The organism is Maribellus luteus, assembly GCF_003576475.1.
Classification (GTDB): Bacteria; Bacteroidota; Bacteroidia; order Bacteroidales; family Prolixibacteraceae; genus Draconibacterium; species Draconibacterium luteum.
On the sequence record NZ_QWGR01000015.1, the window covers coordinates 70056 to 93392 of the forward strand.

The 23337-nt window shown below is 43.2% G+C and carries 15 protein-coding genes; 11 read left to right on the forward strand and 4 right to left on the reverse strand.

Going from position 1 to position 23337, the window contains the following annotated elements; translation table 11 throughout:
- Positions 1-20: 20 nt before the first annotated feature.
- Positions 21-593 (reverse strand): RNA polymerase sigma-70 factor, encoded by a 573-nt coding sequence (locus tag D1614_RS19275; protein WP_119439617.1) that lies wholly within the window; start codon positions 591-593, stop codon positions 21-23.
- A 329-nt stretch (positions 594-922) separates the two neighbouring features.
- Here D1614_RS19275 and D1614_RS19280 point away from each other — a divergent pair, with 329 nt between their 5' ends.
- On the forward strand, positions 923-1651 hold the full coding sequence (locus D1614_RS19280; protein WP_119439655.1) for a FadR/GntR family transcriptional regulator: 729 nt from the start codon (positions 923-925) through the stop codon (positions 1649-1651).
- Between the two features lie 3 nt (positions 1652-1654).
- Here the strand turns inward: D1614_RS19280 and D1614_RS19285 are convergent, their stop codons facing one another.
- Together D1614_RS19285 and D1614_RS19290 are read right to left on the reverse strand one after the other, a co-directional pair.
- Positions 1655-2509 carry an N-acetylmuramic acid 6-phosphate etherase gene (locus D1614_RS19285; RefSeq protein ID WP_241558137.1) on the reverse strand — a complete coding sequence of 285 codons (855 nt, stop codon included), beginning with the start codon at positions 2507-2509 and terminating at the stop codon, positions 1655-1657.
- Positions 2481-3326, reverse strand: a complete 846-nt coding sequence (locus D1614_RS19290) for an ATPase (protein ID WP_119439618.1) — start codon at positions 3324-3326, stop codon at positions 2481-2483. Before D1614_RS19290 ends, D1614_RS19285 begins: the two co-directional genes overlap by 29 nt.
- Positions 3327-3434: 108 nt before the next feature.
- On the opposite strand from D1614_RS19290, the gene D1614_RS19295 reads away from it, so the two are divergent.
- From D1614_RS19295 to D1614_RS19305, 3 genes are all read left to right on the forward strand, one after another.
- On the forward strand, positions 3435-5912 hold the full coding sequence (locus D1614_RS19295) for a bifunctional glycoside hydrolase family 9 protein/polysaccharide deacetylase (protein WP_119439619.1): 2478 nt from the start codon (positions 3435-3437) through the stop codon (positions 5910-5912).
- 136 nt (positions 5913-6048) lie between these two features.
- On the forward strand, positions 6049-7500 hold the full coding sequence (locus D1614_RS19300) for a transglutaminase-like domain-containing protein (protein WP_162304575.1): 1452 nt from the start codon (positions 6049-6051) through the stop codon (positions 7498-7500).
- A 53-nt stretch (positions 7501-7553) separates the two neighbouring features.
- A complete protein-coding gene (locus tag D1614_RS19305) occupies positions 7554-9002 on the forward strand; it encodes a sodium:solute symporter (protein ID WP_119439621.1) in 1449 nt (482 codons plus the stop codon).
- Here the strand turns inward: D1614_RS19305 and D1614_RS19310 are convergent.
- A complete protein-coding gene (locus D1614_RS19310) occupies positions 8999-10111 on the reverse strand; it encodes an anhydro-N-acetylmuramic acid kinase (protein ID WP_119439622.1) in 1113 nt (370 codons plus the stop codon). The two genes, D1614_RS19305 and D1614_RS19310, sit on opposite strands and share 4 nt — an antisense overlap.
- Before the next feature lie 354 nt (positions 10112-10465).
- Between D1614_RS19310 and D1614_RS19315 the strand changes: the two genes are divergently transcribed.
- From D1614_RS19315 to D1614_RS19345, 7 genes are all read left to right on the forward strand, one after another.
- Positions 10466-11575 carry an acyltransferase family protein gene (locus D1614_RS19315; RefSeq protein WP_119439623.1) on the forward strand — a complete coding sequence of 370 codons (1110 nt, stop codon included), beginning with the start codon at positions 10466-10468 and terminating at the stop codon, positions 11573-11575.
- Between the two features lie 44 nt (positions 11576-11619).
- A complete protein-coding gene (locus D1614_RS19320) occupies positions 11620-14622 on the forward strand; it encodes a serine hydrolase domain-containing protein (RefSeq protein WP_119439624.1) in 3003 nt (1000 codons plus the stop codon).
- Between the two features lie 129 nt (positions 14623-14751).
- On the forward strand, positions 14752-17847 hold the full coding sequence (locus D1614_RS19325) for a SusC/RagA family TonB-linked outer membrane protein (protein ID WP_119439625.1): 3096 nt from the start codon (positions 14752-14754) through the stop codon (positions 17845-17847).
- 38 nt (positions 17848-17885) lie between these two features.
- Complete coding sequence (locus tag D1614_RS19330) at positions 17886-19757, forward strand: SusD/RagB family nutrient-binding outer membrane lipoprotein (RefSeq protein ID WP_206610087.1); 1872 nt, start codon at positions 17886-17888, stop codon at positions 19755-19757.
- Between the two features lie 29 nt (positions 19758-19786).
- Positions 19787-20620 carry a hypothetical protein gene (locus tag D1614_RS19335; RefSeq protein WP_119439626.1) on the forward strand — a complete coding sequence of 278 codons (834 nt, stop codon included), beginning with the start codon at positions 19787-19789 and terminating at the stop codon, positions 20618-20620.
- Between the two features lie 203 nt (positions 20621-20823).
- Complete coding sequence (locus tag D1614_RS19340) at positions 20824-22044, forward strand: exo-beta-N-acetylmuramidase NamZ family protein (RefSeq protein WP_119439627.1); 1221 nt, start codon at positions 20824-20826, stop codon at positions 22042-22044.
- A 190-nt stretch (positions 22045-22234) separates the two neighbouring features.
- The gene (locus tag D1614_RS19345) at positions 22235-23335 is read left to right on the forward strand and encodes an N-acetylmuramoyl-L-alanine amidase (protein WP_147384325.1); all 1101 of its coding nucleotides are present in this window, start codon (positions 22235-22237) and stop codon (positions 23333-23335) included.
- Positions 23336-23337 lie beyond the last annotated feature (2 nt).

Consider the following 23337-nt stretch of genomic DNA (forward strand, 5'->3'; position numbering starts at 1 on the left):
CGAAGTGAAGGATGAAGTTGTTACATCATTCGGAGAAATAAAAGCAACAATGGGAGGTAATCTTTCAGTTCCGTTCGCAGCGACTTTAGTGCTCTGCCAACCAAAGCCTCTACTGCTTTGACCGAAATATTCATTTTTTTTGCAATCTCAGGATAAGTATGGTTTTCAAACCGGCTGTATTCAAAAGCCATTCGACAGCGTTCGGGTAAATTCGACAGAGCAACTACTAGCTTCTCTTCAAACTCATGCACCAACAATTCGTTTTCGGTTGAATTTTCAGAAACAGACCTGTTCAGTTCCGAATCATGGGCTTTAGCTATCACCTTTTCCTTTCGCAGGTAATCGATACACTGATTTCGAACCATAAATGAAAGGTATCCTGCCAAGTTCTGTATTTCATTCAATTCTGAACGTTTTTCCCAGAATTTAATAAAACATTCCTGCACCTGGTTTTGGGCAGCATCCATATCACTAATGTAAGATATTGCCTGCGCGCAAAGTCCCTTGTAGTACTTCCTGAAAATGTAGTCAAAAGCCCTCTCCTGACCATTTTTTAATTCATGTAATAAAAAATCGTTACTGTAGTTCCCCAATTCCTGTCAATGAAAAAATGTGGCTCAAATATAAAAATAAAAGAATGACAATTAAACAGCCCTGCCACTATTACAATTAAGACAGACACCTAGATTCCAGTTGACAAATACTCTCCCATTACACCGAAAATTTATCGCAACAGAATAAAAATAGAAAAACAAGTATTCACATTTACAGGGTTTTCTCATTCAAAAAGATATAATAAGGCCAACACGCTTCCTAATTTTAAAGTCCGGTGATACGAAACTGAGAAAATTCAAAATCGCGATCGCGAAAAGGAAAAATAAGCTTAACTTGGCACATTCTACAGATAGCGCATATGGCAGAAATGAATAACATTTTTCAGAAGATCGGCACCACGCAAACACTCAGTCAAAAAATTGAGCGAAACATTGAGCGTGCCATCCGGGAAAAGAAATTACCTGTTGGCTCAAAATTGCCTTCAGAACGTGAACTTTGCGAAATGTTTGCGGTAAGCCGTACAGCTTTACGCGAAGCACTTCGTCGCCTGAGCGCCCGCGGGTTAATCGAGATCCGTAAAGGAAGTGGGATGATCGTAAAGAAAATCAATATGAAAGATGCGATCGACTCACTGAACCTGTATTACGACCTGAAGTTTGACATGGATCTGCTCACCCAGATCATTGAGTTGAGGCTGGCTTTTGAACCCGAAATTGCCAGAATGGCGGCGGTAAACCGTACCGATGACGACCTGAAAAACCTGACTACTAATCTGACTGAATTTGCGGCCTGCGATCCTGACAATACTCAACTGGAATCTGATCTGGATAACAAATTTCATCTAACAGTGGCACGCGCCACCGGGAATCCGTTTGTGATTGTAACCATGGAGCCCGTTCACAACCTTTTACCGCGGATGCGTAATTATATTTATGCCAACGTTGAAGGTGAAAAGGAAATCACCCTGGGCTACCACAAAGAAATTGTGAATGCAATCCGCGAAAAAGACGCCGATCGTGCCTATGAAAAAATGCAGGCACACATCGGGCGTAATATGCAGGTTTACAACAAATTTCTTAAAAATTCGAATGCCTAATAATTACTTGTTTTTGTAATTCTCCAGAACTGCATTCACTGATCCGTGAACCAGTAAAAGACGTCTTGATTTTTCTTCGTCGAAACCCAACTCCTCCATAATCATCCGGGTGCCACGCTGCACCAGTTTTTGATTGGTAAGTTGCATGTTTACCATCCGGTTGCCTTTTACCCGGCCCAGTTTGATCATGAGCGTTGTGGTGATCATGTTCAGAATCAGTTTTTGCGAAGTTCCAGATTTCATCCGGGTACTGCCCGAAACAAATTCAGGACCCACAATTGCCTCGATGGGAATATCAACATTCCGGGCCAGTTCGCTATTCGGATTATTGGTAATACAGCCGGTTAAAATGCCATGTGCCCTGGCTGTGCTAACCGCACCAATAACATAGGGAGTTCTTCCCGAGGCTGCAATTCCAACCACAGTATCGTGTTCGTTAATGTTAAAAGCCTGTAGTTCCTGCCACCCCAAATCCATATTGTCTTCGGCGGCTTCAACCGCTTTCCGGATAGCCTGATCGCCACCGGCTATCAGACCAATCACCACATCGTAACCAACGCCGTAAGTCGGCGGAATTTCAGAAGCATCCAGAATGCCCAAACGGCCGCTGGTACCGGCTCCCACATAGAAAAGCCTGCCACCTTTTTTAATCCGTTCAACCGTTTTCGTAACCAGCTCTTCAATTTGCGGAATGGTTTGGTAAACGGCCGGCAATACTTTTTTGTCTTCTTCATGAATGCCTTCCAAAAGCTGTCGGACTGACATCTGATCCAGATCTTTGTACAACGATTCCGACTCGGTTATGCTTTGATTGGTCATATCTGTTAAATTATTTTTTGGAGTTAGTATGGTAATCATTTAAATGTTCAATGGGTTTTTGGATGATGAAAGGAGCAGAAAAACCATATTCAATGGCCGCCTTCTCAATAATCGGTTTAAAATTCCAGGCAATGGATCCCGAAAAACCTAAGCGGTAATTTCTTGCTTCCGGAATCTGTAATACATTTCGCTCCAGAAACTCAATAATACTTTTCCGCACTAGTGTTTCGCAATATATTTCAGAAATATTTTCCGATAAAAACGGGGCAAAGCCAGCCAGGTATTTGTTGGGGCGTTCCGTTCTGTAAACCTTCTCCAGCACGCCTGCCTGGCTTACATTGTATTTTTCTGCAAACCGTTTTCTCAGTTCTTCCGGCATGACATTTTTAAAATAGTCGCCCAGTAATTTTCTTCCCAACACAGCACCACTACATTCATCCCCCAAAATAAAACCAAGCGGCGGAATGCCAAATTCCACTGTTTCGCCATTGTACAAACAGGCATTTGAGCCCGTGCCCAATATACAGGCTATTCCGGTTGAATGTTTAAACAAGGCCCTTGCAGCCGCCAACACATCGCTGTTTGCTTCTATTTTTGCATTAGGATACAACGGGCTTAATGCCTCCTTGACCACATTGCCACGCTCGGTATTGATAATTCCTGCCCCATAGAAGAATACCTCATCAACTTCCGAAACTTTCGGGAACAACTCACTTTTGAGCTCCTGATAAATATCGTCGCTTAATCTGAAAAAAGGATTTATCCCTTTGGTCTGAATAACCTGGGAATTACCCTCAGCATCAGTATATAACCAGTCTGTTTTGGTTGATCCGCTATCTGCAATTAGAATTGTCATACCACAAATATAATATTTTCACCAGATAAGATGTAACATGTATTACAAATATTGTTTTTCTCTTTTCTAAAAGTTAATTTTGAAGAATTCTAACCAATACGAACGAATATGCACAAGCCTACGATTCTTTCCACGATTCTGTTACTGCTTTTTTGTGTCCACGTTGGTTTTGCCGAAAACACAATTCGCATTAACCAGCTGGGCTACTTACCCAATGCAGCCAAAACAGCTGTTTTTCTGAGCGATGAAAAAATACACATTGAAACCTTTAGTGTATACAATACATTATCGGACAAAAAGGTATTGGAAACAAAAGCACAAGCTGCCAACGCCGAAATATGGGGAAAGCAATCGGCTTATCAATTTGATTTTTCTGAATTGACAAGCGAGGGAGGCTATTATATTGTGGCCGCTTCCACGAAATCTCCTTCGCTCAGAATTGCCGGAGATGTATACAACGGAACCGCTGATTACATATTAAACTACATGCGTCAGCAGCGTTGTGGCTTCAATCCGTTTTTTGAAGATTCCTGCCACGTGCACGATGGTATTATTGTGGACCACCCGACCCGAAGCGGAGAGAAAATTGATGTTACAGGAGGCTGGCACGACGCTTCTGACTACCTTCAATATGTAACAACATCGGCCAATGCCACCTATCAAATGCTGTTTGCCTACCAACAGAACCCGGGCGTATTTGGCGATGCCTACGACGCGAATGGCTTACCCGGCAAAAACGGAATCCCCGACATTTTGGATGAAGCTCGCTGGGGACTGGAGTGGTTACTAAAAATGAATCCGGGCAAAAACGAAATGTACAACCAGATTGCCGACGACCGCGACCACCGTGGCTATCGGTTACCAACTGAAGATACGGTTTCGTACGGGCTGGGAAACGCCCGGCCGGTTTACTTTGTCACCGGGAAACCCCAGGGGCTCGGAAAACACAAAAACCGAAGTACGGGCGTTGCCTCTACCGCTGCCAAGTATACATCGGCATTTGCCCTTGGCGCAAAACTTTTCACACAGATTGATGCAGCATTTGCAGCCCAACTAAATACCAAAGCAAGCGACGCCTGGGAATTTGCGATGTCGGATCCGGGGGTGTGCCAAACTGCCTGTGTTGTGTCTCCCTATTTTTACGAAGAAGGCAACTACATCGACGACATGGAATTGGCTGCCGCCTCGCTTTACCAAGCATCGGGCGATAAAGCCTATAGCCAGCAAGCCAACTACTGGGGCGAACTAGAACCTGTAACCCCGTGGATGGAACTGCACCGCGCCAGGCATTATCAATACTACCCTTTTGTGAACCTGGGGCACTTTCTGCAGGCACAATCCTCCGACCCGGCAATTGCAAAAAAATACCAGGCGCTGATGAAACAAGGACTGGAGGATATAAAACGATATGCAGCTGACGATCCTTTCCGGATTGGAGTTCCTTTTGTTTGGTGTTCCAATAACTTTGTTGTGGCAGCAGCTACGCAGGCAAGGCTCTACCGCGAGTTGACAGGCGACAAATCGTACGAAAAAATGGAGGCCGCACTTATCGACTGGCTTTTCGGATGCAATCCCTGGGGAACCAGCATGATCTGTGGCTTACCCGAGGGCGGAGACAACCCGCAACACCCCCACTCTTCCATTACGGTTTTGATGAACCAGACAACCACCGGAGGCCTGGTGGATGGCCCCGTTTACAGTTACATCTACGAAAGCTTGAGAGGCATACAGCTAACCAAAGAAGATGTGTACGCCAATTTCCAGAACGGCAAAGCCGTTTACCACGACGATATTGGCGACTATTCTTCCAACGAACCAACGATGGATGGAACGGCCAGCTTGAGTTTTGTGCTTTCTTCGCTCGAAGCAGAAGGGCAAAAAGAAACAGACTTAACGAACTGTGTGAAAGACAAGGAAGGTGCCATCATACGAATGGACACTACCCAGGCCAATGTTTACCTGATATTCTCCGCTCACGATTTTAACGACGGTGGTGAAACAATCGCCAACACCCTAAAACAACGCAATGTAAAAGCATCTTTCTTCTTTACGGGAAGTTTTTACGACCATGCTTCCAATAAAAACCTGATCAGTCAGTTGATCCGGGATGGGCATTACCTGGGCGCACATTCCGACAAGCATTTATTGTACGCCGACTGGAACCGACGTGATTCGTTGCTGCTTAGCCGCGATGAGTTTGAATCGGACTTAACCGCCAACTACCGCAAAATGGAAAAAGCAGGGATAGACATTTCTTCTGCCACCTACTTTTTGCCGCCGTATGAATGGTACAACCAAAGCATTGCCGACTGGACCAGTCAGCTGGGACTAAACCTTGTGAACTTTACGTCCGGCATCAGAACCAACGCCGATTACACTACACCGGATATGAAAAATTACAAATCATCAGAATTGATTTTGAACGACCTGAAGGAGAAGGAAAAAAATCAACCGGGAATGCTAAAAGGCGCCATGATTTTGATTCACCTCGGTACAAGCGAAAAACGTACGGACAAACTCTACAACCGGCTCGATGAACTGATCGATTTTCTGGAAAGCAAAGAATACCAACCCACACGTTTATAACTCATTCAAGAAAGTTTGTATTTTCACAAAAAATGAGTGCCATTTATTGGACGGGAAATAAATGTCTGAAAAATATTTTTTCATCATTATTTTCATTTTTTGTTTTGAAAATATTTCGAATTTATATATTTGTAACATGTCATACAAATTAATCAAACGGCATAAACTAAGCTTTCTTTTAACCGCGGCATTGGCTGTGATTACCTTCTCTTGTTCTACCAGGGATGACAACAAAACGTTTGCACAATACCTGGACAAGGGAGAATTTACAAGGCTCCAGCACACCATTGATTCACTCAAAAAATCGGGAACAACACAATGGAGTACTTTTGAACTGGACTCTGTGGAGCAGTTAATCCATGCCATTCGGGTTGATTATTCTCGCACTGAGCTTGAAATACGGGAGCAATTGAAAAATACTTTCCCTTCAGCCACCGATGCAGACCAGGCGAACTGGGAAGCATCCGGGAAACTGGAGATGCGCTACATAGACGGAGAGAAACGCTACTTTAAAAATGCAGTTCCGAATTTGCGTCGCCTGCTTGATTTCGACCAAAACAAGAACAAGCCCGTTTGGGAACAAAACGTAGAACCTAACTCGCTGACAGAGTTACGCCTCGCGCATACTCAACAAGTGGTGGAGGCATGTGTCGAAAATCCCAATGCTGCCTCCTCCCAACAAGTTACTTTTGCTTACACCCTCACGGTTAAACCCAACGCGGTGCCTGCCGGAGAAACGATTCGTTGCTGGTTGCCCGCTCCGCGTGAAGGCAACCCAAGACAAAGCGATTTGCAGGTTCTGGAAGCAGAGCCCGGAGATTACACAATCGCTCCGAATGAATGTTTGCAGCGTACTTTTTACATGGAGAAAAAAGCAGTAAAAGACGAAGCTACGCTGTTTTCAGTAAAATTCTCGGTACGGACAAAACCACAGTACTTTAACCTGAAACCGGAAAATATTCAGGCATATGATACGACCAGCGACATCTATCAAAATAACACCATTGAACGACCTCCGCACATTGTTTTCTCTCCCGAAATGAAGGAGCTTGCACAACAAATCGCAGGCAATGAAACCAACCCTTTGAAAAAAGTGGAAGCGATTTATACGTGGATCAGCGATTCAATTCCCTGGGCCAGTGCGCTGGAGTACGGAACCATTCCCAACATCCCGCAATACGTGCTAGCCAACCGCCACGGCGACTGCGGCATGCAAACACTGCTTTTTATGACTTTGGCCCGTTCGCAGGGAATTCCGGTAAAATGGCAAAGCGGTTTTATGCTTCACCCGGGATTTGAGAATTTGCACGACTGGTGTGAAGTTTATTACGAAGGAGTTGGCTGGGTGCCGCTCGACCAATCGTTTAAGCTGCAACCCACAAGCAACAAACAACTACGCAATTTTTATTTCCAGGGAATAGATACATACCGCCTGATTGTGAACGACGATTACGCGCAGAAACTATATCCCGAAAAAAAACACCCGCGCAGCGAGCCTTACGACTTCCAGCGCGGTGAAGTTGAATGGGAAAAAGGAAACTTATATTTTGACCAATGGAGTTGGAACATGGATGTTACTTATCAATAAATTACCACTTTAAGTTTTGCATCTTTACGAACACTTCTGAAAACTGATTTGAAATGAGTACACTGCTGATTGCTATTATTATTCTGATGTTTTTTGCGGTATTAATGGGCGTGTCATGGTTTACTTCGCGCAATGCCGACAGTGAAACTTTTTTTACCGGAAACCGCCGTTCTCCCTGGTATCTGGTTGCTTTTGGGATGATCGGGTCCACCATTTCGGGTGTAACTTTTATTTCGGTGCCCGGCGAAGTTGGCAACTCAGCATGGACCTACCTTCAATTCCTGCTCGGAAACTTTATCGGATACTGGGTGATTGCACTGGTACTTATTCCACTTTACTACCGGCTAAACCTGGTTTCCATTTATACTTATCTCGATCAGCGCTTTGGGCTTCGTTCATACAAAACAGGAGCTTTCTTTTTCCTTGTTTCGCAAACCATCGGAGCTTCGTTCAGACTATACCTGGCAGCAGGTGTACTACAGATTGCTTTTTTCAATGACTTTGGAATCCCTTTCTGGCTAACCGTTTTGATCACTCTTTTCCTGATTTGGATCTACACCTACCGCGCGGGAATTAAAACCGTGGTTTGGACCGACTCGTTGCAAACGTTTTTTATTTTGGGTGCCGTGGGAATTACCATTTGGGTGATACTGAGCCAGCTCGATTTAAGTTTTGGCGACATGGTGACAGTAGTCGACCACCATCCGTTTAGCCGGATTTTTGACTGGGACTGGAAATCGAAAACCAACTTTTTCAAACAATTTATGGCTGGTGTTGGAATTGTTCTGACCATGAACGGACTGGACCAGAACATGATGCAAAAAAACCTGACCTGCAAAACAAGAAAAGACGCACAAAAAAATATTTTCTGGTTCAGCTTTGCCTTTATTATTGCCAATATCTTCTTCCTGTCGCTGGGTGTGATGCTGTATTATTATGCTGCTCAAAAAGGAATTGACCTACCATCGCGAACCGACGACCTTTTCCCATTACTGGCCATCAAATATTTTGGGCCACTTGCAGGCGCGCTGTTCCTGCTCGGAATTTTATCAGCAGCTTACTCAAGTGCCGACTCTGCCCTAACAGCCTTAACAACTTCGTTTTGCATCGACTTTCTGAACCTGGATCCGGCAGCGCCCAAAAGCAAAAGAACCCGCATATTGGTACACGTTGGCTTTTCGCTGCTGATGTTTTTAGTAATTGTGATTTTCAGAATTATCAATAACGAAAGCGTTGTTTCCGCCGTGTTCAGGGTGGCAGGCTACACTTACGGCCCCTTGCTTGGGCTCTTTGCCTTCGGAATCCTAACCAAACGAATGGTAAAAGACCGCTTCGTCCCGCTGGTGGGTTTACTGTCGCCGGTGCTAACCTACATCGTAAATGCCAATTCAGAAGCCTGGTTCGGGGGCTACAAATTTGGATTCGAACTTTTACTTCTGAACGGGCTAATCATGTTTACAGGTCTGCTTCTCTTATCGCATAACAAACAGGAGTCCCGCTAAAAAGTCTTCGGGTCGTAAATCGTTCCCAGTAATACTTTTTTACGTGCACCGGTAACCGTAGGCAGGTTGCCGGGTTCGTTTTTAATTCGCCGCATGGCCAGCCAGGCAAATGCTACTGCTTCCATTTGTTGCGACTGAATCCCAAGCTCTTCGGTATTGGCAACACGGGCACCGGGTAAATGAAAGGCAAGCCGTTCCATCAGAATTTTGTTGAAGGCGCCACCTCCGCAAACGTACGTGGCTTCAGTTTCAGGTCCGTACTTTTTCACCGACTGAGCCACACTAACCGCACTTAATTCAAGCAAGGTAGCCTGCACATCTTCCTTCCTGTATGACGAAATTTTTTGAAGGTGTTTGTTTAGCCAATCCAAATTGAACAACTCACGTCCTGTACTTTTCGGGGCCGGCTGTTTAAAATAGTCATCAGCCAGCATTTCGTCCAATAGTTCCGGAATTACTGTTCCACTTGCCGCCCATTCGCCATCTTTGTCAAACTTGCGGTCCAGACAATGCAGTATCCAGGCGTCCATCAGGCAATTGGCCGGCCCGGTATCAAAGCCAAGAACCGAATTATCGTCATCAGCAAGAACCGTAATATTGGCAATCCCTCCCAGATTCAGGATCACCCGCTTCTCGCGCTTGCTGTTTAAGTAAGCCTGATGAAAAGCCGGCACCAATGGAGCTCCCTGTCCGCCAAAAGCCATATCCATACGACGAAAATCAACAACCGCACGAATTCCGGTTTGAGCAGCAATTACATTTCCATCTCCCAGCTGCATGGTAAAAGGAAATTGGGTAGTAGGTGAATGAAACACCGTTTGCCCGTGGCAACCAATGGCAGCAATCTTGCTTGAATCAGTATTTGATTTCTGCAACAGCTGTTTCACTGCATCAGCGTAGCACAAGGCCAGCTCATGATCGATTTCGCCAAGCACATGTATTTCAGCACGGTAACTATCAATCAATTCGATCAATCTGGTTTTAAGCTTTTCAGGAAAAGACTGCGAGTGCATCTGGACATGCAATATTTTATTGTCTTCAAAGCCAACCAAAACGGCATCAATACCATCCATACTCGTTCCTGACATGATTCCGATATATTGTTCCATAGGTAGTTTTTAAGTTGTGATTCAAGACAAAGATTTGCAGAATTTGTAATACATCTTACATTTTATTTTGTACAACATATGTTTTTTAACAATACCTTTTTCAATAATACAGATCACAAAAGATCAGTAATCGACAATTATTACTCTTATTGACAAATATTAAAATAGACCAAAAACAAAAAGATACAATAAAGGCCACATTAACAGCAATATGAAAAATACATTAAGAAGAAATATTATATATAGAACATGTCATACATCTTACAAAAAAAATATATATTTGAAAATGTACTTTTAAACTGAAATCTAACCAGACGGTTATTATTTGTTTAACCGGGACAAAGTAACAATTGAATGAAAACAGCAAAACGTTATCTGGCTCTTGATGTACTGCGCGGCCTTACAATAGTCGCCATGATTGCAGTTAATAATCCAGGGAGCTGGTCATACATTTATGCACCAATGCGACATTCAGAATGGCACGGGTGTACCCCAACCGATCTGGTTTTTCCGTTTTTCCTTTTTGTAGTGGGCGTTTCCATGTTTTTCTCGTTTTCAAAATACGGGAATGCATTGAATCATGATTCATTCATCCGGTTGGGCAAACGTACGCTTTTGATTTTTGCCATTGGGCTCTTTCTGAATTCGTTTCCCCAGTGGAACAAAGATTTTTCTCATTTACGAATAATGGGAGTTCTTCAGCGAATAGCCATTGTTTATGGTATCGCTTCATTAATTGTATTATCGGCAAAGAAAACATGGCTCCCCTACATATCGGCAGTACTGTTATTATTGTATTGGGCCATCCTGTTTTATTTTGGCTCCGACGATCCCTACAGTCTAAAAGGAAACGCAACGCTTGCCTTCGATCGCATGATCCTGGGTGAAAATCACTTATACCGGGGCTTTGGTATCCCGTTCGATCCGGAAGGTTTACTAAGCACCTTACCGGCTATTGTTACCGCATTGCTGGGCTATATGGCCGGTGCACTTATCAGGGAAACCGATAAACAAAAGATTCCGCAACGACTTCTGGTTGGAGGTATTGCCGGTATTGCGGCCGGGTTAATCTGGGGGCTGGTTTTCCCTATCAACAAACCGCTTTGGACCAGTTCCTATGTACTCTACTCCGCAGGCTGGGCCTCGGTTGTACTGGCTGTTCTTATCTGGGTGATCGATATTAAATCGTACAAGAAATGGACATCGTTTTTTGTGGTGTTCGGAATGAACCCGCTCTTCATTTTTGCCCTTTCGGGTTTGTGGGCCATCACCCTGTCGCGCATCATCCGTTTTGATAATGGCGAAGGAAAAATGACCAACGGGTACAGCTGGCTGTATCACCATGTTTTTGAACCTTTGGCCGGCCCCTTAAACGGCTCATTGCTTTTCGCACTGGCGCATGTGTGCTTTTTCTGGCTGATTGGCTGGATATTGTACCGCAAAAAAATATTTATAAAAGTATAACACTGTATTAACTCATTTTCCATCTCTTTTAACTGATTATTGTAATGACAAACAGGATAAAAAAAGCGATTCTACTACTCCTCATTTTTATGGCGGCATGGGGAAAAACCTTTGCCCAGTTCAGAATGGATGAGTTATTGGAAAACCCGTGGGTAGACTCGGTATTTCAATCGCTTACACCGGACCAGCGCATTGCCCAGCTGGTGTGGGTAAACACTGCTGCTAACAACGACATTGCTGCTCAGCTAAAAGTCACGGAAATGATAAAGAAGCACAACCTTGGGGGCGTGATCTTTTTCACCGGCGACCCGGAGGAACAGGTTAAATTAACCAATGTTTACCAGGCTTCGGCACAAACACCTCTGTTTGTTGCCATGGATGCCGAATGGGGAGTGGGCATGCGCATGCCCGGCGTTATTCCCTTTCCTTACAACATGATGATGGGCGCGTCTTACAGCCCGGAGCTAATAAAAGAAACAACCCGCGAAATGGCCCGGCAAATGAAACGCCTGGGGGTTCATGTAAACCTGGGGCCGGTAGTTGACATTAATACCGAACCTCAGAACCCGATCATCGGGATGCGTTCGTTTGGTGAATCTCCCGCACAGGTAGCTGCTTGCGGGCTGGCTTACATGCAGGGTTTACAGGAAAACAACATTATTGCGGTGGCCAAACATTTTCCCGGTCACGGAGATACACAATCCGACTCGCATTTTACCCTGCCGGTTGTTCCCTACTCTACCGAACGACTCGATTCTGTAGAATTGTATCCGTTCAAAAAGCTGGTTGAGCAAGGTATTGCCGGAGTAATGAGTGCCCACCTGAACGTTCCTCAGTTAGACGAGCAGGAAGGTATTCCGTCCAGTCTTTCACCCAAAATTATTAACGGTATTTTACGTGACCAATGGAACTTTAACGGCCTGATAATTACCGATGCAATGAATATGGCAGGTGCCAGCACATATGGCGAGCCAGGTGAAATTGAAGCACTTGCACTAAAAGCAGGCAACGATGTAATTGAATTTCCGAAAGATGTGGAGCAAACAATTGCAGGGATAAAAAAAGCGGTCGAAAACGGACTGCTTTCTCAGGAAGAGATTGACCTTAAATGCCGGAGAGTTTTAGCCGCAAAATATTGGGCAGGCTTAAACAAACTCTCCCCTGTTTCAACCCGTAACCTGATGCAGGATTTGAACAATCCGCAGGCCGAACTGGTAAAACGGAAAATGATTGAGGCTTCATTGACTCTGCTCGAAAACCAAAGCCAGTTGATCCCGATACAAGGACTTGACACGTTAAAAGTAGCCTGCCTGGCAGTGGGCAGAACCACGCCAACTCCTTTTCAGAACATCCTTTCAAAATACACCAAGACAGATAACTTCTTTCTTCCGGAGCAATTTACTGCCGCCGAACTGGAAGAGGTCAAAACAAAGCTGAAAGATTACAACCTGGTAATTGCGGGTCTTCATTTGTACGAAAGCAAAAGAAGACACTCGATGCAGGTAGGCAACATGCAAAAAATCAGACCACAGAGATCGTATGGTTTGACTCATGAAACGGAAAATTTACTGAATTACCTGGCCAACGAAAAAAAATCAATTGCGGTGTTTTTCTCCAGTCCGTATGCTTTAGCAGAGGTCAAAAACTTTACTCCACCTGCCGGATTGATAATGGCCTACCAGAACGATTCGCTGGTTCAGGAACTGGCGGCCCAGCAGATTTTCGGCGGAATTGGCGCATCAGGAAAACTACCTGTGAGCCTGGAGAACTATTACAAAATTGGTGACGGAATAAACATTGAAAATACAGTGCGATTGAAATACACCATCCCGGAAGAAGTGGGGATGAATGCACAGCGCCTTAACCACCGGATTGACTCAATCGTTTCAGAAGCGATTCAGAAAAAAGCCACTCCCGGATGCAGTGTCCTCGCAGCCAAAAACGGAAAAATTATCTTTCGCAAAACCTATGGTTTTCACACCTACGATCAGCGTACTCCGGTTTCGGAAGACGATTTATACGACCTGGCTTCTGTGACCAAAATTTCAGGCGCGCTCGCAGCTGTTCTTAAATTAAGCGATGAAGGAAAAATCAATCTCGATAATAAATTTTCGCATGACTGGCCCGACTGGAAAAAGAGCCTGTTTCATTCGTCGGATAAAGAAAATTTAGGCTGGCGCGAGATTCTTGCTCACCAGGCCGGGTTGATCCCTTACTTAAACTACTGGACAGAAACCGTAAAAGACAACAAACTGGAAGACCGCTGGTATTCTTTCCAGGAAACCGACGGTTATCAGCTGGAAGTTGCGCCTGGCCTGTTCCTGAAAAATAAATTCAAGAAAAGGATATACAAAGATATCCGCAAGTCGGAACTAAATCCTCCCGGAAAATATGTTTACAGTGGTTTGTCGTTTCTGATCATTCCGCAGATTACCGAAAATCTGTCGGGGCAAACCTATGCTGAGTTTCTGGATAAAAACTTTTACCACTCGCTGGGTGCGTACAACATTACCTACAACCCCCTCGATAAATTTCCGCTCGACCGGATTGTGCCAACCGAATACGACGCCCATTACCGGAAACGGCAGATCCAGGGAACAGTGCACGACGAGGCAGCTGCCGTTTTTGGTGGTTTTTCGGGCAATGCAGGCCTTTTTGCCAATGCCAACGACCTGGCCAAGCTAATGGCAATGTACCTGCAAATGGGAACATACGGCGGAACTCAGTACCTGAGCAGAAATACCATGGAAGAATTTACCCGTGTTCAGTTTCCGGAAAACAACAACCGGCGCGGACTCGGTTTCGATAAACCATTGTTAAACAATAAAGAAGTAACACCCGAGCAAAGTTATCCTTGCCCGGGAGCGAGCCCCGAAAGTTTCGGGCATTCCGGTTTTACCGGAACATTTGTATGGACCGACCCCACTTACAACCTCATTTACATCTTTCTAAGCAACCGTGTTTATCCAACGCGTGAAACAAATATGCTTGGAAAACTGAATGTTAGATCCCAGGTTCTGCAAACATTCTATGATGAAATTCACTAAAGGGTATTATGAATTCAAAATGGATATTATAATGTATATCAAAAACCATGGAAGTGACTCTATCTTGAACAAGCAATTGTTATACGAAAGTTATAAAAAGTAACCTTTTTAAATCTTAAATACTAATTTATGAAAAAAGTTATCACTCTAACGTGCTTGGTATTTCTGATGATATTAACAATACCATCAGGAGTATTAGCTCAAAACAGAACTATTACGGGTACCGTGGTAGAAGCAGAGACTCAAACGCCATTACCAGGGGTAAGCGTGGTCGTTCAGGGAACTACAAAAGGTACAATGACTAATGCCGAAGGAAAATTTAGTTTAGATGCAACCGAGGGACAAATCTTACAATTTTCTTTTATTGGCTATGCCTCTAAAGAATTCACTGTTGGTAAATCAAATACCATCAATGTTGAAATGCAAACTGACGTCCAAGCTATTGACGAAGTAATGGTGACAGCAGAGTTCGGGATGAAAAGGGTCGCCCGGTCTGTTGGCTCTTCAATTCAAAACATTAAAGCTGCTGATATTTCTGATTCCGGAAGAGAAAGCTTCATATCTGCTTTACAAGGACGTGTTGCCGGTCTTAATGTCAGCTCGAGCGGGGGAACACCTGGTTCTTCAACAACCGTTGTACTCAGAAGTATTACCTCCATCTCGGGAAACAACCAGCCTCTCTATGTTGTTGATGGGATTCCGATGAACAACTCAACTTTTGACCCCCTTAGCTTAGCCGATGGCGGGGCAAACTTCTCTGTTCGTAACCTTGATTTTTCTTCCAGAGGAAATGATTTTAACCCCGAGGATATAGAGTCAATGACAGTACTTAAAGGTGCTGCAGCTGCAGCGCTTTATGGCTCGGATGCTTCTAACGGGGCAATCATCATTACGACCAAGAAAGGAACAGCAGGCACTGCTCGTGTATCCTACAGCAATGCATTTAAATGGGATAAAGCATACGGATATCCGGATATGCAAACGAAATATGCCAATGGTGCATACGGAACAACCAACTATTACTACACCAGTAGATATGGTGGCTTATATCCTGAAGGGATGCAATTGTACGATAACATTGATGCGGTGTTAAGAACAGGTTTCTCAGCAAAGCATAATGTTTCAATTGAAGGAGGATCAGAAAAAGCCTCCGTCCGTGCTTCGGCATCATTTCTCGACCAACAGGGTATCGTAAAAACTACGGACTATTCAAGAATGAATGTATCGTTAGCCGGAAAAGGAAAAATAAGCAAATGGTTAAGCTTTGAAGGTTCAATGCAGTTGGTGTCAACTGAAAACACAAAAGTGCCAAGAGGTACATCAGGTCCTTTATATCAGGCAATGCTTTGGCCTTTGGTTGACGACATGTCGAATTACCTAAGCCCCGATGGTTCACACATGAGAAATCCGGATTACTATACCGACACTGACCTACTCAATCCGTTGTTCGGGATGTATAAAAACAAATTATACGACGACTCTGACAGATTCATATCAAGTTTTGCTTTTAGTATTACCCCAGTAAAAGATGCGTTTGTGAGGGCTCAGGTTGGATGGGATGTAGGAACTTCAACTTATGAAACATCAATTCATCCTTATTACTATGACAACAATGGTGGCGTTGGGCAATACAACCTTGCAAAATCAAATTTTTCTTACCCTACACTAAACTTCTTAGCAGGGTATAATAAAACGTTCCTGGATAAATTCTATGTATCTACGCAGTTTGGCTACCATCAAATAGAGAATGGAGTAACTCGTTTGGCAACCTATGGATCTAACTATGCTGTTATTGATTTCCATTCCATTAACAATGTCGATCCATCTACTGTGGCCTCAACAAAAACTACAACAACTAGAAGAATTCAGGCACTCTCGGGCCAGATTGAACTTGCCTACAACAATATGGCTTTTGTAACTTTGAGAGCAAGAAACGACTGGTCGTCGACACTTCCAAAAGACAACAACTCGTATTTCTACCCTGCCATCGAAGGTGCATTCATTGTTTCTGAGTTACCATTTATTAAGGAATTCAATCCAATCTCCTATTTAAAGCTAAGGGGTTCAATTGCTCAAGTAGGAAAAGATGCCGGCCCACTAGAAATTGATCCTCAGTTGCAAGCAACTGAACTGACAGGAGGTGGTTATAGATATGGTTTTACAGGCCCAAATAAAGACCTACGCCCGGAAATGACCACTTCTCACGAAATTGGTTTTGAAGGACGATTCCTTGGAGACCGGATTAATGCAGACTTTACCTATTTCTGGACACACTGTGAAGACCAAATTGTAAAAGGCTTCCGCTTAAGTTATGCAACCGGTTTTGTTTTGAACAACATGAATGTTGGTACATTCGAAACCCAAGGATGGGAAGCCCATGTTGATGCGGATATTATAAGAACAAAATCGGGTCTCACCTGGAATGTTGGAGTAAATGCATCTCATACGAGCTCTGAGGTAGTATACCTTCCGGAAAATGTAACCGAGTATTACAACCCATACACCTGGAACTCTGGAAATATTAGAAACGGAATCATGGTAGGCCAACCTGTTACTACCTTAACCGGACGCGCATATAGCAGAAATGATGCAGGTCAGATACTAATTGACCCAACAACGGGATTACCGGTAATTGACCCCACTTGGAGTGTTATTGGGGATCGCGAACCCAAACTAAGATTTGGCTTTACCACCCGAGTAAACTACAAAGGCTTCAGCCTTACCGCGTTGCTTGCCGGCAGGTATAAAGCAACCGTTGTTAACGGAACCAAAAGGTTAATGATGCAAAGGGGTACCAGTTGGGAATCAGTTAATTTGAGAGAACAAGGACCGGTTGTATTCGATGGTGTACTTCAGGACGGAAACGAAAATACTACCAACCCTACATCCAATAACATTTCGGTTACATACGACGTATATGGATCTTCTATCTATTCTGGCTATGACGAAGACTGGCTTGAAAAGAATGTAAATTACTTCCGTCTGCAGGAACTAAGATTATCATACCGTATACCTACCAGAATACTGCAAAAAACCTTTATTTCAAGAGCAGTCGTTTATGTTGCCGGAAATGACCTGGCTACCTGGACAAATTACTCAGGTATCGACGCGGTAGGTAACACCGTTTCGGCGGCTGCCGGAGGAACAGGTGGTGAAGGATACGATGTATGGTCAATACCCAATCCCCGTGGTTATTCTATTGGGGTTAACATAACTTTTAAATAAAAATGTAACCAATGAAAAACATTATGAAAAAGATATTATTGCCATTCATTATGCTGGGTTTATTTTCGTTCTCGATTACGAGCTGCGATGATTACCTGGATGTAAACAAGAACGTTGATGCACCGGATTATGTAGACGGATATCTTTACCTAGCCGGAATCATTGCTTCTTATCAGGACATGTATTACGACCTAAGAGGTATTGCTCCTCTAGCACAGATGATGGGAACATCAAACTCTTCCTATGATAATTTTGCCTACCACTATTATGTTCCGGGAAGTGATGCGATTGGACAGAACTGGCGTATGGTATACTGGGAACAGGGAATGAACCTGGAAAATCTGATTAATCAGTCAGTTGAAGCAGAAGATTGGACACTTGCCGGAATTGGCTATGCACTTAAAGCCTATTCTTGGGACTTGCTTACAAAACAACATGCAGATTTACCATTAACTGACGCTTTCGTCCCAGGGTTATTATCTCATAATTACGACTATCAAAAAGACATTTATCCAGTAGTAAGGGAATGGGCTTATAAAGCCATCGAATATTTGGAAATGGATGATGATCACGACTATGGCAACAAAATCAGTTCCACCGACTTTATTTATTTTGGAGACAAGGATAAATGGATAAAGTTCGCGTATGCCGTTATTGTTCGGAACTTAGCATCATTATCCAATAAGGAAAACTTCGAAACAGCCTATGCACAAGAGTTAATTGATTGTGCTGCAAAATCTTTCCAATCGTCTGAAGATGACGCTACTGCAACAGTGTGGGGAGGTTCGTCTACTGCCTCTCAATCAGCTTATAACAATTTCTGGGGGACTTACAGATCAAATCTGAGTTATACGTATTTTCAACACGATTATGCTGTACAGGTGTTTACCGGGACGGTTCCAAAATACGATGAAGCAACGGGTGAGAAATTACCGGTTGAAAACAATGAGTATCATCCGTATGAATTAGCAGAGAAACAAATCATATGTGATACAATGATCAATGAAGCAGGCCATTATGATCCTCGAGTAGCTGTTAAGCTTGCCACAACCGACGACCCTTATTACGAGAACATTGATAATGCAGATAGTATTAAAGCTCGGAAATACTATGGTGGATCTTTTGGGGGTACAGTTGGTCCAATCGGGACTACTCCTTCTTTCTTTGGAAGAACCAAATCGTCTGCTTATACAGGAAATGAACACGATGGTATAGGACGCTGGTTATACCGGGACGATGCTCCTTACATTCTAATGACTTGTGCCGAGGTTAAGTTCTGCCTTGCAGAAGCTTATTGGAAATTAGGGCAAAAAGACAATGCCTTCAGCGCATTTAAAGAAGGAATTCAGGCCGATATGGATTTTACTGCAAAATATATTTATGAAGGCAAGGAAGGAGAAGCAACCGGAGGAGACAAGATAACCACCGGAGTATTCACTTCATTGGCAAACGAGTATGTCGCTGGCCCATACGTTGAGGGGCTTGAAATGTCAGATTTTTCACTATCGCACATTATGATGCAGAAATGGGTCGCATTGTATCCATGGGGTGCTCAGGAAGCCTGGGTGGATATGAGAAAATACCATTACGATATCGCCTACAGCGGAGATTATCCTTCGGATGGCAATGGATGGGATATTTCCAAAGTAGATCAGAAATGGGATAGCGATGATTCAAAGGTATTTAAAGGTCTTTATCTACCTCCTGCACAGGTATCCGGACGAAAAATTACTTTCGACACAAAAAACAACGGATCTCCATGTTATAGAATTAGACCACGCTACAACTCAGAATACATGTGGAATGTTCCTTCGTTGGAAAGCTTGGTGCCGATTCCCGGAACGGCAGATGATTACCAATGTTCCATTCCTTGGTTTGCTTACCCGGGAGAGCTACCTTCAAGTAACTAAATAATTTAAAATCAGTTAAAAAAGTAACTATGAAAATTATTAAAAATATAAGCTTGATTTTGATGGTCATAATGACAATTTCATGTGACAAACACGAAATTGAATACGCCACAAAGTCCATAGATGGATTGGCTGAATTCCAGCTCCATTATTTTGTCCCTGTTACTGCAACATCATCAAATAATATTTATCGAGTCGAGATAAACGGCTCTTTATTTGCCAATAGTGATGCACCTTTAACCACTTACAACGCAGTTCCCAAAGGTTCTGTAGGACGCTTTTATACAGTTGAACCTGGAGAGGTCAACATTAAATTATATAAGGGCACATCCGAAGAATTGGTTTATGATCGTACGACAACGCTTACCGTTGGAAAACAAAACGTTTTCATTTATGGTTTCGATGAAGACCCGATTGTATTCAATAACGGTTATCCTTATGTTGCGAATATTACTGAGGATACAGACTCTACAACCTATGTAAAGTTTTACAATTTCCTTTTTGAAACAGACGGAGTTCCTACTGATCTGAAACTGCAATATCAATACATAGATCCTACTACCGACGAATTGGTTAATATTGGAGAACCGGTAGCTTTTGGCGAAACAACCGGTTGGCAACCTGTGAAACTTATAAAAGATGTGTATAATTCATCTGGTTCTACTCGTGTTTATTACAGAATAAAAGTTGTCGACAACAATGGAAACATTGTTGAAGATCTGCAACTTTATAATTCTAGTAGCAAATATGTAAGTTATTCCGATTACTGGACTGGATACATCGGCCGAAGAGTTCACCACGTAATGGCCGGATTCCGTTCTGCACAGCCCAGAGCAAGTGTTCGATTGTTTTATGCCCTATAGTAAAAACGAAATACAAAGCGGAAATGCACAAATCAGCGAATACCTGGACAAGGGTTATACTCTGACTCAAACTCCAGGCTGGAACTAAGCATTAATCGCTTTAGCACTCAAAAAGAGAGGCTGCTGAATATTCGCGGCAGCCTCTCTTTATCATACAGATTTAAGCATTTTGATCGTTCAACAAAAACAAAACATTTAATTACATGAAACCGGTTTTCACTTATTCATTCATCTTTCTTGCTTACCTTCTAATGGCCGGATGCAGCAATACCAAATCACCCGAACATTCAGTACCAAAAGTGATCGTTGGTGCTGAACGCTCGGAGATTTATCTTCCGATGCTGGCAGGGAAAAAAGTTGGGTTGGTTGTCAATCAAAGTTCAATGGTTGATTCAGTTCACTTAATCAATTTCTTGGTTAGTAACGGCGTTGATGTAAAAGGTATTTACGCACCCGAGCATGGGTATAAAGGCAATGTTGAAAGAGGAAAGGATGTGGATGGCACAACCGATCCGGAGACCGGAATTCCTGTGTACTCATTATATGGCAAGAACCGCAAACCCACGCCTGAAATACTCGAGGGTATTGACGTGATGATTTTTGATATGCAGGATGTTGGTGTGCGCTTCTTTACTTATATCAATACAATGACCAGGGTAATGGAAGCATCGGCCGAAAATGGGATAAAAGTTATGGTTCTCGATCGTCCTAACCCCATTGGTTACTACGTTGATGGTCCTATGTTAAAGCCAGGCTTTGAAAGCGGTGTAGGTTTGTACCCCATTCCGGTAGTTCATGGTTTAACGGTTGGAGAGTATGCAATGATGGTAAATGGCGAACGCTGGTTAAAAGATAGTATTCAATGCGATCTTGAAGTTATTAAAGTTGAAAACTATACGCATGAAACCAAGTACCAGCTGCCTGTTTTCCCGTCGCCAAACCTGGCAGAAATGAAATCGATTTATCTTTATCCGTCCATTTGTTTGTTCGAAGGTGCCGATGTAAACGAAGGCCGCGGCACTTACAAACCTTTTCAACAGTTTGGAGCGCCGTATTATACTCCGCAGGATTTCTCGTACGTTCCAAAGTCAATACCGGTGCTTGCACTTCATCCAAAATTTGAAGGTGAAACCTGTTACGGCTACGACTTATCAGGAATGTCGCTAAAAGAACTCCAGGATATCAAACAGCTTGAGATAAAATACGTCATCGATTTCTACAATAAATGCGACGACAAAGAGAATTTCTTCACCCCGTTTTTCGATAAACTCGCCGGCAGCGACCAACTGCGCAAACAAATCATGGAAGGACTCAGCGAGGAACAAATTCGCGCAAGTTGGCAGGAAGAGCTGGAAGAGTTCAAACTAATGCGCAAAAACTATCTTTTATACGATGAAACGAGTATGGTCAGGCAAACACAATAGATATAAATAATTTATCCATGCGAGTTCCATGGGTATCAAAGCACAAAATTCACGCTTGCACTGCATCTTTTTGAGATAAAAATATTAACTAAAATATATTCGGGTGAAATTTAGCTTCTTATTCCTTATTGGTATTTATTGCTTTTCAGGGTTATATGCACAAACCGACAGTGTTCAAACAAACAATAATATGCTTGTTCTGAAAGGTACAACCACTGGATATTTGCCCTACCTGAAATATGGTCCGGGGGTTGACCGTCTGGGCGGAGCAAAGATGACTTATCTTGATACTGCGGTTGTTTTGCAGGTTATTGACAGTGTAGGTGATGACTACATTGTACAACTTTCAAAAAACCATAAAGCGTTTATTCCAAAAGAAAATGTTCAACTTTCAGGGATAGAATCCAAACCTCCGTACTACCTCACATCATCCTGGAATGTTGGAGGAGACGAAAACAACGATGTTGTAGCGATCCGACTGGACGAGAGGCTCCCGTACAAAAGTATCCAGATGATTAACCCGTCGCGAATAGTTGTAGATATTTACGGCGCCACCAACAACTCGAACTGGATTACCCAGCACCAAACGGCAACTGAAATAAAAAATGTGTATTACGAACAGATAGAAGACGATGTTTTCCGCGTTATTATCGAACTAAAACATCAACAAATCTGGGGATATTCGATCGCCTATAAAGATAAATCCTTACGAATTTCGATTAAGCGCCAACCGTCTCGCCTTGCGTTAAAAAAAATGAAGATTGCCATAGATGCAGGACATGGTGGTTCGAGCCGAGGTGCCGTTGGCGTAAAAACCGGTATTAAAGAAAAAGACTGTAACCTCCAGGTAGCCAAAAAACTAGAAACTTATTTAAAACGCCGCGGAGCAGAAGTGTTTATGACCCGAAATAATGATGAAGACTTAAGTATGACGGATCGCACATTAATGTTACGGGAAGAAAACCCGGATCTCTTAATCAGCATTCACCACAATGCCTCGTCCAATCCTGAAGTTAGCGGGGTAAGCACCTACTACCGTTATATCGGATTTAAACCACTTACGGTAACCATCTTAAACCGAATGCTTGAACTCGGACTAAATGACTTCGGCAATATTGGCAATTTTAACTTTTCGTTGAATGGTCCCACCGAATATCCCAATTGCCTGGTTGAAGTGGCTTTTTTAAGCAACGAGGCGGATGAAAAACGGATAAGCGATCCACATTTTCAAAAGAAAACGGCGAAAAAAATTCGCAAAGGAATAACCGACTGGCTAAAAGATAACAAGTAGAC

Bases quoted from the DNA above. Each gene is read 5' to 3' on its own strand.
- D1614_RS19280 (WP_119439655.1), top strand. From the start codon at position 923: ATGAATAACATTTTTCAGAAGATCGGCACCACGCAAACACTCAGTCAA.
- D1614_RS19285 (WP_241558137.1), bottom strand. From the start codon at position 2,509: ATGATTACCATACTAACTCCAAAAAATAATTTAACAGATATGACCAAT.
- D1614_RS19290 (WP_119439618.1), bottom strand. From the start codon at position 3,326: ATGACAATTCTAATTGCAGATAGCGGATCAACCAAAACAGACTGGTTA.
- D1614_RS19295 (WP_119439619.1), top strand. From the start codon at position 3,435: ATGCACAAGCCTACGATTCTTTCCACGATTCTGTTACTGCTTTTTTGT.
- D1614_RS19300 (WP_162304575.1), top strand. From the start codon at position 6,049: ATGTCATACAAATTAATCAAACGGCATAAACTAAGCTTTCTTTTAACC.
- D1614_RS19305 (WP_119439621.1), top strand. From the start codon at position 7,554: ATGAGTACACTGCTGATTGCTATTATTATTCTGATGTTTTTTGCGGTA.
- D1614_RS19310 (WP_119439622.1), bottom strand. From the start codon at position 10,111: ATGGAACAATATATCGGAATCATGTCAGGAACGAGTATGGATGGTATT.
- D1614_RS19315 (WP_119439623.1), top strand. From the start codon at position 10,466: ATGAAAACAGCAAAACGTTATCTGGCTCTTGATGTACTGCGCGGCCTT.
- D1614_RS19320 (WP_119439624.1), top strand. From the start codon at position 11,620: ATGACAAACAGGATAAAAAAAGCGATTCTACTACTCCTCATTTTTATG.
- D1614_RS19325 (WP_119439625.1), top strand. From the start codon at position 14,752: ATGAAAAAAGTTATCACTCTAACGTGCTTGGTATTTCTGATGATATTA.
- D1614_RS19335 (WP_119439626.1), top strand. From the start codon at position 19,787: ATGAAAATTATTAAAAATATAAGCTTGATTTTGATGGTCATAATGACA.
- D1614_RS19340 (WP_119439627.1), top strand. From the start codon at position 20,824: ATGAAACCGGTTTTCACTTATTCATTCATCTTTCTTGCTTACCTTCTA.
- D1614_RS19345 (WP_147384325.1), top strand. From the start codon at position 22,235: ATGCTTGTTCTGAAAGGTACAACCACTGGATATTTGCCCTACCTGAAA.